Source organism: Nocardia sp. NPDC052566, assembly GCF_044547285.1.
Taxonomy (GTDB): Bacteria; Actinomycetota; Actinomycetes; order Mycobacteriales; family Mycobacteriaceae; genus Nocardia.
This window is the reverse complement of record NZ_JBIUAF010000002.1, coordinates 199,432-212,787: the sequence shown is the minus strand read 5'-3', so window position 1 is coordinate 212,787 and position 13,356 is coordinate 199,432. Positions and strand designations below refer to the sequence as shown.

At 67.9% G+C, this 13,356-nt stretch carries 8 protein-coding genes and 1 pseudogene; 2 read left to right on the top strand and 7 right to left on the bottom strand.

Annotation, left to right across the window (positions count from 1 at the left end):
* Position 1: 1 nt before the first annotated feature.
* The 7 genes and pseudogenes from ACIG5A_RS08355 to ACIG5A_RS08325 all read right to left on the bottom strand — a co-directional run bounded on the left by ACIG5A_RS08355 (position 2) and on the right by ACIG5A_RS08325 (position 11,574).
* The gene (locus ACIG5A_RS08355) at positions 2-1,882 is read right to left on the bottom strand and encodes a putative nucleotidyltransferase substrate binding domain-containing protein (RefSeq protein ID WP_397240576.1); all 1,881 of its coding nucleotides are present in this window, start codon (positions 1,880-1,882) and stop codon (positions 2-4) included.
* Positions 1,883-2,047: 165 nt separating this feature from the next.
* A complete protein-coding gene (locus ACIG5A_RS08350; RefSeq protein WP_397239249.1) occupies positions 2,048-3,604 on the bottom strand; it encodes a GMC family oxidoreductase in 1,557 nt (518 codons plus the stop codon).
* Positions 3,597-5,126, bottom strand: coding sequence for an APC family permease (locus ACIG5A_RS08345; protein WP_397239247.1), 1,530 nt, complete (start codon positions 5,124-5,126; stop codon positions 3,597-3,599). The genes ACIG5A_RS08350 and ACIG5A_RS08345 overlap by 8 nt, the downstream gene beginning before the upstream one ends.
* 138 nt (positions 5,127-5,264) lie before the next feature.
* Positions 5,265-6,734 (bottom strand): annotated as a pseudogene (locus ACIG5A_RS08340) (aldehyde dehydrogenase family protein); the annotation flags it as partial.
* 16 nt (positions 6,735-6,750) lie between these two features.
* A complete protein-coding gene (locus tag ACIG5A_RS08335; RefSeq protein WP_397239245.1) occupies positions 6,751-7,896 on the bottom strand; it encodes an aromatic ring-hydroxylating dioxygenase subunit alpha in 1,146 nt (381 codons plus the stop codon).
* Entirely contained in the window at positions 7,893-9,080 is a 1,188-nt protein-coding gene (gene solA / locus ACIG5A_RS08330; RefSeq protein ID WP_397239243.1) for an N-methyl-L-tryptophan oxidase, read from the bottom strand. The genes ACIG5A_RS08335 and solA overlap by 4 nt, the downstream gene beginning before the upstream one ends.
* A 4-nt stretch (positions 9,081-9,084) precedes the next feature.
* Complete coding sequence (locus tag ACIG5A_RS08325) at positions 9,085-11,574, bottom strand: FAD-dependent oxidoreductase (protein WP_397239241.1); 2,490 nt, start codon at positions 11,572-11,574, stop codon at positions 9,085-9,087.
* 196 nt (positions 11,575-11,770) lie between these two features.
* Here ACIG5A_RS08325 and ACIG5A_RS08320 point away from each other — a divergent pair, with 196 nt between their 5' ends.
* Together ACIG5A_RS08320 and ACIG5A_RS08315 are read left to right on the top strand one after the other, a co-directional pair.
* The gene (locus ACIG5A_RS08320; RefSeq protein ID WP_397239239.1) at positions 11,771-12,106 is read left to right on the top strand and encodes a bifunctional 3-phenylpropionate/cinnamic acid dioxygenase ferredoxin subunit; all 336 of its coding nucleotides are present in this window, start codon (positions 11,771-11,773) and stop codon (positions 12,104-12,106) included.
* Positions 12,107-12,170: 64 nt separating this feature from the next.
* Entirely contained in the window at positions 12,171-13,352 is a 1,182-nt protein-coding gene (locus ACIG5A_RS08315; protein WP_397239237.1) for an NAD(P)/FAD-dependent oxidoreductase, read from the top strand.
* The last annotated feature ends 4 nt before the right edge of the window (positions 13,353-13,356 follow it).

Sequence of the window (13,356 nt, the reverse complement as noted above, 5' to 3'; positions counted from 1 at the left end):
TCTAAGCCGAGTTCGCCCCGATACTGCGGACGTGTCTCTGCACCGCCGCGATCTCGCGCAGCGCGTCGTTGAGCAGGCTGCGATGCAGCGGGGACAGTTCGGACATCACCACGACATCGCCCGGACTGTGCCCGGCGGACAGCTGCTCGACCTGGTGCACCATCCGCATCCGCTGCAGCATGACGAACACCTCGGTGAGCACCGTGGCATCGCGCTCGGTGAGCGCGCCCGCGCTCGCGGCGGCCGCGAGCCGTACCGGCGTCGCGGCCGAGGTCACGCCCGCCGCGAGGCCACCCCAGCGGGCCAGGTTGACAATCGGCACCAGCGCATGGCTTTTCAGGTCGAAGGTGCCGCCGCGCCTGGACAGCACGTCGCGCAGCGAGCGGGCGCGCACCCGGCCCGAGAGCGCGTCGAGCAGCTGTAGTCGCAGCGCGTTGGGATGTTCGGCGCGCATGCTGCCGAAGGCGGCGGGCACGGTGTGCAGCGCGGGATCACCCCACACCACCCGCCCGTCGATGAGCAGCGACGACATGATCAGCCCGCGATCGCGCAGCGGATCGTCGAGCCATTCCGCGGCCGCCTTCGTCCAATCCGACCGGGAGCGGGCGAATTTCGGCTTCGCGGCGATCGCACCGTTGCTGTCGGCGGGCAGCCCGCAGCCGTCGAGGATGGCGTGTGCGCGTTCCGCGATCGCGCGCAGTTGCCCACTGGCGCCGGACAATTCGTCGGACCAGGACAGCGCGCTGTCCACGTCGGAGGACGGCATCGCCTCGCGGCGGGCAACACTGCCCAGGCTCAGCCAGGCGAATCCGTCACTCGGCGCGTCAGGATGTTCGGCGAGCGCGAGTTCCAGCGCCTTGCGCACCACCGAGTCGATCACGACCGACAGGATGGCGCTGGTCGCCGACGCTTTGGTGCCGTTGCGGAACAGATCCACCGTGGTGCCCGCGATTTCGCGCGCGGCCCGTTGCAGCTGCGCGGCATCGGTGGCCGCGCCGATCGCCCGGCGCAGGGCGAAACTCTGCCGCGCCGAAGCCGCGAGCAGGTCGGCATCCTCGAGCACGCCGAGCACCTCGCCGCGATGCGACACCACGGGCATATGGCGCAGCCCGCATTCGAGCATCTCCATCAGCACGGTCTCGGCGCTCAGATCGGCGGTGACCCGGCGCGCCGGTGCGCTCATCACCCGGCCGATCGCGACGTCGACCGGCAGCCCCGCCGCGACCACCCTGGTGCGCAGATCGCGGTCGGTGAAGATGCCGAATTCGCCGTCCGGCAACCGGATCAGCACGTAGGAGACGCGCGCGTCGGTCATCCGCACCACGGCATCGCGCACGCCCGTCTCCGGTGTCACGAAAACGGCTCGGCCCGAGACGAGTTCGCCGACCGGACGGCTGCCGAGCACCTGCGCCATCGGTGTCCGGTCGCCGGAGGAGGTCTTCCATGCCGAGGAGGCGAGGAAGGCCAAGCCGTCCGGCTGGGCGAACTGCGCACGCACCAGCGCACCCGGCAGCCGGATCAGCAGGCTCGGTTCGGTTGCGCGCGCGATGAATTCGGCACTACCGCCGGTCAGCAGTGGCACATAGCCGAAGATCCCGCCCGGTTCGACCGTATCGATCGTCCGCCTACCGCCACCGCGTCCCCTACCGTCCGGCCGCCCACCATCGTCCTGGCGAACGCCCGGACCCGCCGACCGGACCGCGGCGTCCGCCGACGCGACGGAGCCGGTTACCGGGATACTCGACTGCAAGATGACGCCGCCGGTCCACAGCATCCAGATGTCGTCGGGCACCTGGGCCGCGTAGTCGGCGATCACCGCACCTGCGGTGAATTCCCGCAGTGAGCATGCCGCGGCGAGCCGATTCAGCTCGTCGCTCGGCATGGATTGAAACGGCGCGTTTGCACCGAGGAACACCGCGAGTCTCGCGGTCCGCGCGGGATCCAGATCGGCGGTCGCCCACGTGTCGCGAACCGTACGCGGCGCGTCCTGCCCGGCCTGCGCCGGGACGACGGGGGGTAGTAGCTCGCCGTCCGCGGGCATGGCGGCTCAGGTCCCTCTGATCAGGTCCGCGCACTTCTCTGCCATGGCCATGACAGTAATGTTCGGGTTCACCGCGGGCAATTTCGGCATCGCGGAGGCATCGACGACCCGCAGCCGCGAGACCCCCTTCACCCGCAGTTCCGGATCGAGCACCGCCATCGGATCGTCGGCCGCGCCCATCCGCGCGGTCGCCGCCGGGTGGTAGACGGTGTTGTGGGTGCCGCGGATGTAGTCGAGCAACTCCGCATCGGTCGTCGCCTCCGGTCCCGGCGCCAGCTCCCTGGCGATCCATTCGCGCAGCGGCGACTGCTCGGCGATCCTGCGCGCCAACCGGATCCCGGCGAGCATGGTGCGCTCGTCGTGGCCGTCCGGATCGGTGAAGTAGCGCGGATCCACCTTGGGCCGATCACGAAAGTCCCTGCTGCGCAATCGCACCGTGCCGCGCGAACGCCCCTGTGTGACGTTGGGCGTCAGGCAGAAGCCGTTGTCGGTGGTCGGATAGCCACGGCGCACGGTATTCATGTCGAACGGCACGCTGCCGTAGTGCATCATCACGTCCGGCACCGCGAGCGACTCGTCGGTCGTGGCGAAGACGCCGATCTCCCACCACTGCGTCGAGGTGTCGACCATCGGCCGCGCGGCCTCCCAGAAGACCAGTCCCTCGACATGGTCGTCCAGATTCGAGCCGACGCCCGGCGCATCGACCCGCACCGCGATGCCGAGCTCACGCAACTGCTCGGCGGGCCCGATACCGGAGAGCTGCAACAACTTCGGCGTATCGATGGCGCCGGCGGTGACGACGACCTCGCGCCGCGCCGACACCGTGTCGTAGCCGGTGAGATCGGGCCGCTGATACCGCACGCCGGTGGCCGCGCCCGCCTCGTCGAACAGGATCTCGCTGACCCAGCATCCGGTGCGCACCGCCAGATTCGGCCGCGACCCCATGATCGGATGCAGGTAGGCGTGCGAAGACGACATCCTGGTGCCGTCCTCGTCGGCGTTGATCTGGAACCAGCCCGCGCCGTTGCGCACGGTCGCGCCGCGATTGAACTGGACCGTCGGCAGCCCGACCGCCGCCGCGGCGGCGAGCACCGCCTTGCCGCACGGATCGTCGGGCGGGATATCGCGCAGCCGGACCGGACCGCCGCGGCCGTGCTGTTCGCCCGGTGCGTCGTTGTTCTCCAGCCGCGTGACATAGGGCAGCAGATCGGCCGCGCCCCAGCCCTTCGCGCCCATCGCCGCCCACTCGTCCAAACCCTCGGCGGGCGGCCAGAACGCGATACACGAGTTGTGCGAGGAACATCCGCCGAGCACCTTCGCCCTGGCATGGCGCAGGAAGCTGTTGCCGCGCTCCTGTGGTTCGACCGGATAGTCCCAGTCGTAACCGGAATCGAGCAGATGCATCCACCTGGTGAGCTCGAGTATGTCGCGGTCGCCGACGTCGGACGGCCCCGCCTCCACCAGGCACACCGTCACATCCGGGTTTTCGCTGAGACGCGCGGCGAGCACACAGCCCGCGGTGCCGCCGCCCGCGATGACGTAGTCGAAGACGGTGTCAGACATCGGACCGCACCTCCGCGGCGTGCGCGGCAAGTGTCCCGATGCTCTTGCGCCCCTTGAGCAAATACCAGAGCAAGCCCGCGCCGAGGATCGCGCCGATGTAGACGAACGCGCCCCAGGTGTTGTACCAGGGTGTGCCGTAGACATCCGCGCGCGGCCAGGCCAGGTTCAGCGCCATGCCGATCCCCCACACCACCGCGACAACGTTCACCGCGATGCCCCACTTACCCATGGTGAAGTAGCCGCCCGCCTGCAAATCCCTTGGCGGCCACTGCCCTTGCAGCCGCTGCTTCAGCATCGGCCCGGTCACCATCAGGTAGGCCAGGTAGATCATGATGATCGCGATCGAGGTCAAGACCGTGAAGATCTTCGGCTGGCCGATGTTGATCACCAGGATCAGCGCGGACAGCACGCCGATCAGCACCGCGGGAATCACCGGTGTCTGCGTCTTCGGATGGACCCGGGCGAGCCTGTCGCCGAACGGAAGTGCGTTGTCGCGCGCCATGGCGAAGGCGAGCCGGATGGCCGCGGTGTGCACGGCGAGCGAGCAGACCGTCACCGCGACCACGATGCACACCAGGAAGATGGTGCCGAGCGGGCCCCACATCACCTGCTCGACAATGTATTGCAGGCCGCCGCTCGAGCTGCCGATCTGCGGATCGTTCAGATCCGGTGCGGCCATCACCGCGAAAACCAGGATGGCGCCGCCGATCACGAAGGAGGCGAGCAGCGCACGCAGGATCGCCTTGGGCGCGGTGCGCCGCGGCTCCACCGTCTCCTCACCGAGCGAGCTCGCGGTGTCGAAGCCGTACATGACATAGCCGGAAGCCAGCGTGGCCACCAGGAAGGCGCCGAGGTATCCGCCGGTCTCGCCCGCGCCGTATCCGTGCGTGGAGAAGAAAACCTGCGGTCCGCGAGTCCAATTGGCCGCCAGGATGATCGCGATCAATACCGCGGCGACGAGTTCGATGAACACACCGGCGCTGTTGATCCTCGCCATCAGCCGGACGCCGAAAGCATTGACGGCGGTGGTGAATACGATCATCACGGTGCCGAGCACCACCGCATTGGTCGCGTAATCGTATTGCCCGTTGCCGTCACCGATGAGCTGGAAACCGCTCCACAGTCGCGGCAGGTTCAATTGCAGTGCGAGGACCACCGCGGACAGCGTCACGATCGACGCGGTCAGCATCAGCCAGCCGGATGACCAGCCGACGACCCTGCTGCCCAGCGCCTTTGCCCAGTTGTACACCGATCCGGCGACCGGGTACTTCGCCGCGAGCTCCATGAAGCACAGTGCGACGGCCAGCTGCCCTAGGAAAACCAGCGGCCATGACCATAGGTAAGCCGGACCGGCCGCGCCGAAACCGAAATAGAACAGCTGGAACGTGCCGGTGAGGATCGAGATATAGCTGACCCCGGCCGCGAAGCTGGCGAATTTTCCGATACTTCGGTCGAGGGATTCCCGGTACCCGAAATCCTCCATGCCGTTGTCATCGGAGACGCTGTGTTCCTTGACTACCATTGCAACCGTGCCTTCCGCGGTGTGCAGGCCGTACTGGCTGTCCGGCCTAGATGAAACTTGTGCTCACGAGCCAGCGGCCGGAGGCCGCTTCGCGCCGGGCCGGAGCGGAGCGCCAGCGGAGTCGGAGGCAGCCGCCATGAACCACGCCGCCGGCTTCGGTGCCGTGTTGTGCCAGATGTGCTTGATTTCCTGGTATTCCGCCAGACCGGTCGGGCCGAGCTCGCGGCCGTTGCCGGACTTCTTGAACCCACCCCACTCGGCGGCCGCGGTGTAGTAACCGAAGTCGTTGAGCCACACCGTCCCGTGCCGCAGCGCGCGCACCATCCGCTCGCCGCGCGCCGCATCCGCGGTGCGCACGCCGGCCGCGAGGCCGTATTCGGTGTCGTTGCCGAGCCGGATCGCCTCGGCCTCGGTGGTGAATCGCTCCACCGTCAATATCGGGCCGAAGGTCTCCTCCTGGACGATCCGCATGGATCGATCGCAGCGGTCGAAGATCGTCGGCAGGAAGTAACTACCGTTCGCCAATGCGGGATCGCTCGGCCGCACGCCGCCGGTGATCAGCTTCGCGCCCTCCGAAATGCCGAGCGCGACATAGGCTTCCACCTTCGCGCGATGATCGTCGGAGACCAGCGGGCCGGTCTCGCTCACTGGATCGAGGCCATTGCCCACCCGGATGCGTTCGGCCCGGTTCGCCAGCGCCGCGACGAAGTCGTCGGCGATGGACTCCTCGATGATCAGCCGGGTGCCCGCCGAACACACCTGCCCGGAATGCAGGAATACGCCGGTGAGCACCTGATCGACGGAGCTGACCCAGTCGGCGTCGGCGAAGACGATATGCGGATTCTTACCGCCGAGTTCCACCGCGACCTTGGTGACGTGCTCGGCCGCCACCTTGGCGATCGTCTTTCCGGTCGCGAGTCCGCCGGTGAACGAGATGAAGTCGACGTCAGGATTGTCGGTGAGCGCGGCGCCGAGCACCGCGCCGCTGCCCTGCACCAGGTTGAGCACACCGGGCGGCACCCCGGCCTCCACCGCGAGGCGGGCGAACGCGATGGTGGTCAGCGGGGTCACCTCGCTCGGCTTGGCGACCATCGTGCAGCCCGCCGCCAGCGCGGGCGCGACCTTCCACGACATCTGCAGCAGCGGGTAATTCCACGGCGCGATCAGCACACAGACGCCGATCGGCTCGCGGACCACCCGGCTCAGCACCGCCGGATCGCCGACATCGATCAGCCGATCGGCCTGTGTGCCGGCCAGATTCGCGTAGTAGCGGAATACCGAGATGACATCGTCGATATCGATCCGGCTCTCCGCCAGTGTCTTTCCGGTGTCGACCGTCTCCAGCCGGGCCAGCTGCTCCTTGTCGCGGTCGAGCAGGCCGGCGATCCGCACCAAAAGCGCCGTCCGCTCGGAAACCGGTGTCCCCGACCAGGTTCCGTCGTCGAACGCGGCACGGGCGGCGGCGACCGCACGGCGCGCGTCCTCCGGTGTCGCCTCGTCCACGGTCGCCACGACGGAACCGTCGGCCGGATTCACGATCCGGCGCCGACCGCCGTCCGCGGCATGCGTCCACGCACCGCCGATGAGCAGATCAGGGTCACCGTTCATACACACTCACCTCATGTCAGGAAAGACGACAGGACAGCCACTCGTGGAACTCCGCGATGTGGTGTTCGGCGGGCACGAGCACCCCGCCGTTGCGATAGGCACGCGAGGACATCGTCGGCTGGGTGCGCTCGCACGCCTCGAAGTCCTGTTCGTTGACCCGGTGGAACAGCTCCACCGAGCGGGAGACGTCGCGCCCTTCCGCGACAACGTCTTTGGTGTAGAGCCAGTCGCATTCGACGATGGTGCGATCGGCGGCCATCGGGTACATGCGGTGGAAGATGATGTGATCGGGCACCAGGTTGACGAAGACGGTCGGCCGGATGGTGATCGCGAAGTAGCGGCGGTCCTGCTCGTCCCTGATCCCGGGCAGCGGATCGAAGCCAGGTGAGCCGTCGACGGTGAATCCGGCGATGCCGGGCCCGAATTCGGCGCCGTGCCCGACGAACACCTGCGCCGCGAGACCCTGCGCGAATTCCGGTAGCACCTCGGTGAGCTCGGGATGGATGGTCGCGCAGTGGTAGCACTCCATGAAGTTCTCCACGATGAGCTTCCAGTTCGCCGCGACGTCGTAGACCACGCGGCGGCCCACCGCGAGCTTGTCGATCTCGTAGCCATCGATCGCGGTCGGATCGCCTAGGCGCTCGGTGACCGCGCCCATCACCTCGGCCTCGAACGAGGGCGGCTCGTCGGCGAGGCAGACCCAGGCGTAGCCGAGCCATTCGCGCAGCGCGACCCGGATCAGCCCGTAGGCGACCCGGTCGATATCCGCGCCGTGCTCATCCTTGAGCGCGGCCATATTCGGTGCGGCGACGAGCTTTCCGTCCAGGCCGTAGGTCCACGCGTGGTACGGGCACTGCAGATTGCGCCGCACCTGCCCCTCGTCCTCGGTGCACAGCATGGCGCCGCGGTGGCGGCAGATGTTCAGGAAGGCGCGCAGCTCACCGCCGCGATCGCGCACGATCAGCACGCTCTCCCTGCCGACCTGCACCCGCTTGAACTGGCCTGGCAGGCTGAGATCGCCGGATCGGATGGCGCAGAACCACATTCGCTCGAAGAGGCGTTCCTGCTCGGTCGCGAAGACCGCGTCGTCGACGTACCAGTTGCCGCCGAGGGTCGGGATGAGCGCCGGCGTCGTCACCTGCGGTAGATCGGCTGTTGTCATGGGGTCGCCACCAACCTTTGCGGATCGAAAAGTGCGATGGGATGAGCGGTTTTCGCCTCGGTGGCCAGATCGGCCAGGATCTCCCCCACCACCGGCACGAATTTGAAGCCGTGCCCGGAGAAGCCGCACGCGATCGTGATGCGCGCCATGTCGGGATGCCGGGCGATGACGAAATGCTCGTCGGGAGTGTTGGAGTACATGCAGGTCGCCGTGTGCACGGGCGGACCGTCCAGCGCCGGAAGCACAGTCGCGGCGCGCTCGCGCATCTCCCGGACCTCGTGCGGGTGCACGACGCGATCGATGGTGTCGGGCGTGCACTCGATGCCCTTGCGGAAGAACGCGACCTTGACCCCGCCCGCCGGCCCGTCGATCGCCGGGAATCCGTAGATCTGCGCGCCCGCGGCGTCCTCGTCGATATAGATCGGCTGATCCTCGAATGCCGCGGTACCGCCGACCGGGTCGAGCCAGTAGAGCACCTGGCGTTCGATGGTGATCGGAATACCGAACTCCGCCAGCAGTTTCGGCGCCCACGCGCCGGGGCAGACCACCAGCTGATCCGCGTGATAGGTGGCGCGCGTCGTGGTGACGGTGACGCCGGAGGCGCTTTCGGCCCAGTCGAGCACCTCCTCACCGAACGACAGGGTCGCACCGGCGCGCAGCGCGAGGTCGATATGCGCCTGCACGGTGAGCTCGGGGCGCGCGAATCCGCCCTTGCCCTCGTAGATTCCGATATCGCCCGCATCCGGGGTGAAGTTCGGGAACCGCCGCCGGATCTCGCCCGCGTCCAGCACCTCGTGCGGCAGCGACCATTCGCGGCTGGCGCGCAGGCTGCCCGCGACCGTCAGGCTGTCGGGCGGCCCGAGGTACAGCCCACCGGTGAGGCGGAAGACCTCGCGCTCGGAGTCCGCGGCCAGCTTCTCCCACAGTTCGTAGGCGCGCAGCAGCAGCGGCACATAAGCCGGATCCTCGAAGTAGGACTGGCGGATGATCCGGGAACCGCCGTGGCTGGAACCCTTGTCGTGCGCGGGGGTGAACTTCTCCAGCCCGAGCACCCGCTGCCCGCGGGCGGCGAGGTGATAGGCGGCGGCGCTGCCCATCCCGCCGAGCCCCACCACGATGACGTCGTGCCCACCCGTCGCCCGACCACCACCCCCCACCGAATCGCTACGCGATGCTGTGTTCATTGCGCTACCTCCTGATCCGGGACATCTCGGGGTCGACCACCGGTTCGGCGTGCACGGTGGCCGCGCGGCGGGCGCCGAGGTATTCGACCTCGACCGCGTCACCGGGGACCGTGGCCGCGGGCAGCCAGGCGTAGGCGATGCAGCGCCCGACGGTCGTCGAATAGCCCGCGCTGGTCACGTATCCCGCGCGGGAACCGTCCACGTAGACCGGTTCCTTGCCGAGCACGATCGCAGCAGGATCGTCGAACACGATGCTGCGCAGGATCTTTGCCGGTTCGCCCGCCTGCTCCAGCGCGCGTTTACCGATGAAGTCGTCCTTGGCCATCCGCACCGCGAAGTCCAGTCCCGCCGCGGCCGGTGTGTGCTCGGCGGTCATATCGGTTCCCCAACTGCGGTAACCCTTTTCGATGCGCAAGCTGTTGAACGCGATCCGGCCCGCCGCGATCACCTCGTGCGCCTGCCCCGCCTCCCAGAGCAGATCCCAGAGGGCACGGCCGTATTCGGCGGTCGTGTAGATCTCCCAGCCGAGCTCGCCGACGTAGGAGACCCGGAGCATGGTCACCGGGATCGCGCCGAGATAGGTGTGCAGCGCGCGAAAGTACTTGAACGCCTGATGCGACAGATCGTCGGTACACAGGGGCTGCACCATGTCTCGCGCCAGCGGACCCCACACCCCGATACAGCAGGTGCCGCCCGTGATGTCGCGCAACATGACCGATCCATCTGTGTCGTTTCGACCGACCTGCAAGCAGTCGCCAGCGGCAGGCAGGTGCCTGGTGAACCAGTCGAAATCCAGCGGACCGTTCGCGCCGACCTGGAACCGGTGCTCACCGAGCCGCGCGACGGTGACGTCGCTGCGGATACCGCCGGTCTCGTCGAGCAGCAGCGCGTAGGTCACCGAGCCGACGCTCTTGTCCAGATTGTTGGTGGTCAGCCGCTGGAGCAGCGCGAGCGCGCCCGGCCCCGCCACCTCGTATCGGGTCAGCGGCGTCATATCGAACATCGCCACCCGCTCCCTGGTCCACCGTGCCTCGGCGAGGGAGATCGGCGACCAGAACCTGCTCGACCACCCGTCGCGTTCCGGGAACGGTACGCCCTCGGCGCGCTGCCGTTCGGCCAATTCGGCATTGGCCTCGAACCAGGCGGGCCGCTCCCAGCCGCCGCCCTCGAAGAAGAAGGCGCCGAGTTCGCGCTGCCGGTCGTAGAACGGGCTGGTCCGCAGGCCGCGCAGGGCGGTGCGGAACTGGTGCGGGTGGATGATGTCGTAGACCTCGACGAAGGCCTGCGCACTGGTCTCCTGGATGAAACGGTCGCCGCGTGCGACGTCCTCGAAGCGGTACAGATCGCATTCATGCACGTCGGTGTCGGGCGTGCCGTCGACGATCCACTCCGCCATCGCCCGCGCGACGCCCGCCGAATGGGTGACCCACACGGCCTCGGCGACCCAGAATCCGGCCAGCTCCCGGTGCTCGCCCATGATCGAGAAGCCGTCGGGGGTGAACGAGAAGATGCCGTTGAACCCCTCCTCCACCTTCGCGTCGCCGAGCGCGGGCAGCAGCTCCATGGATTCGCGCCAGGCGGGCGCGAAGTCGGCGTCGGTGAACGGCAGCATCGACGGCATGGCCTCGCCCGCGGTCGCGGCGGCCAGCGTGGACATATCCACCGGCATGGGCTTGTGCCCGTAATAACCGATGCCGATCCGGTCGACGTGTTCGCGGAAGTACAGATCCTGATCCTGATGCCGCAGAATCGGCAGGCTCGCCTCACCGCGTTCGGTATTGCGACCGGCCAATGCCGCGATCTGACCGGTCTTGGCATATTGATGCGCCATCGGCACCAGCGGCACCGTGAGACCGACCTTTTTCGCCAATTCCGCGCCCCAGAAACCGGCCGCGCAAATAACGATGTCCGCGGCGATGATTCCGTCGGCGGTTTCCACGCCGATTACCCGGCCGCCGTTTTCCACGATGCCGAGCACTTCCCGGTTCGGCAGGAAACGCGCGCCGCGCGCTGTCGCCATTCTGGCCTGTGCCTCGGCGGCGCGCAGCGCTTTCGCCAAACCGTCTGTCGGCGTGTGGAATCCGCCGAGGATGCGGTCGGCGTCGAGCAGCGGATGCAGTGCCGCGCATTCGGCAGGTCCGAGCAGGCGTCCTTCGATGCCCCAGGACTGGGCCCATCCGGCCTTGCGGTGCAGGTCCTGCCAGCGCTGCGGGGTGGTGGCCACCTCGAGGCCGCCGACCGGGTTGAACGCCCAGCCGTCCCGGTGCTCGAGCGACAGGAATTTCTCGGTGGTGTAGCGGGCGAACTCGGTCATGGTTTTCGACGGGTTCGTCTGAAACACCAAACCTGGTGCGTGCGAAGTGGATCCGCCGGTGACGAACAGTGGGCCGCGGTCGATCACGGTGACGTCGGTCCAGCCGCGCGCGGTGATTTCCTCGGCCAGCGATGTTCCGACTATTCCGGCTCCGATGACGACAACTTTCGGGTGAGCCAAGACGTGCCTCCGATGTTGCTTGGTGCGCAACGAATTCGTATTACGCAACAGATAGTCCCGCCGTACCGGCGGGCTGTCAACCGCTGGAAACCGTTTGTTCACATCGAACTTCCGGGGTTGACGACCGCGGCGAGTCGGGCGCACACTGTTGCGTGATGTGAGCAGTGTTGCGTAATGAGCAACTTATGGAGGCTCGATGGAATCCCTTGCCAAGTCATCCGCGGCGGAACTGTTCGTCGCGCGTCTCGATGACCTGCCGATCGGCGAGGTCGCCACCGCGCACGCCGCCGACGGCAGCCCGATCTCGGTATTCCACACCGAGGAGGGCCTGTTCGCGATCGATGACACCTGCACCCATCAGGACGCGTCGCTGGCCGACGGCTGGGTGGAGAACTGCACGGTCGAATGTCCACTGCACGAATCGTGTTTCGATCTGCGTACCGGGAAGGTCTCCGGGCCGCCGGCGAAGGTCGCGGTGCGCACCTACGCGGTGCGCGTGCTCGACGGCGACGTCGTCGTGGACGTGCCATGAGCGAGCGCAGCAGGTCTCAGCGTGCCTGGCGTCCGACGGAGCCGAGCACCGGCGAGGTGCGGTCATGAGCGGGCTCGTCGTCGTCGGCGCCTCGCTGGCCGGATTCTCGGTGGTGCGCGCACTGCGCGAGCACGGATATCGGGACCGCATCGACGTGGTCGGCGACGAAGCGCACCCGCCCTATGACCGGCCGCCGCTGTCCAAGGAATTCCTGCACGGCGATATCGACCTCATGCTCGGCACCCCCGACGAATTCGATTCCGGCACAAGCTGGTTGCTCGGGCGGCGGGCGATCGGCCTGACCACCACCCCCGACGGTCCCGGCGTCACGCTCGACGACGGATCGCTGCTCACCGGGCGCTCGGTGGTGCTCGCCACCGGCGCACGCGCGCGCACGCTGCCCAGCGCGGGCGGACTGGCCGGAGTCCATACGCTGCGCACGCTGGAGGACGCACGCGCACTGCGCGCGACACTGCGCACCGCACGCCGCGTCGTCATCGTCGGCGCAGGTCTCATCGGCGCCGAAATCGCCTCGACCGCATCCTCTTTCGGACTCGACGTGACCATCGTCGAGATCGCCGACGAGCCGCTCGCCGCCGTCTTCGGTCCCGTCGTCGGGGCGCTGTGCGCGAAAATGCACGCGGCCCATGATGTCCGGCTGCGCACCGGCGTCGCGGTGCGGCAGTTCCTCGGCGACGACCGGGTCACCGGCGTGCGGCTGACCGACGGCACCGAAGTGGCCGCCGACGCCGTGGTCATCGGCATCGGCGCGGTGCCCAATACCGAATGGGCGCGCGAGTCCGGCCTGCGCATCGACAACGGATTCGTCACCGACGCGCAGTGCCGCACGTCGCATCCGGATATCTACGCGATCGGCGACTGCGCTCGCACCTTTGACGCGGCCTCGGGCGATTACCGCCGCTGCGAGCACTGGACCAATGCGACCGTCCAGGCGCGCGCCGTCGCCGCCGCGATCGCGGGCGCCCCGGCGCCGCAAACCCCCGCGCCATATTTCTGGTCGCGGCAATATGGACGGATGCTGCAGTTCGCGGGCGAGCACCGCCCCGGTGACGAGGTCCGCGTCGTCGACGGCGATCCGTCGGGCTCGTCGTTCGTCGCACTGTTCGAACGCGGTGGCGAACCGATGGCAGTATTCGCATCGGACAATGCACGGCTTTTCACCAGATATCGCAAGCAGATCGAGCGGCGCGGCATGGACCGCACGGCTCCCATCTCGACCCTGTAGGAGG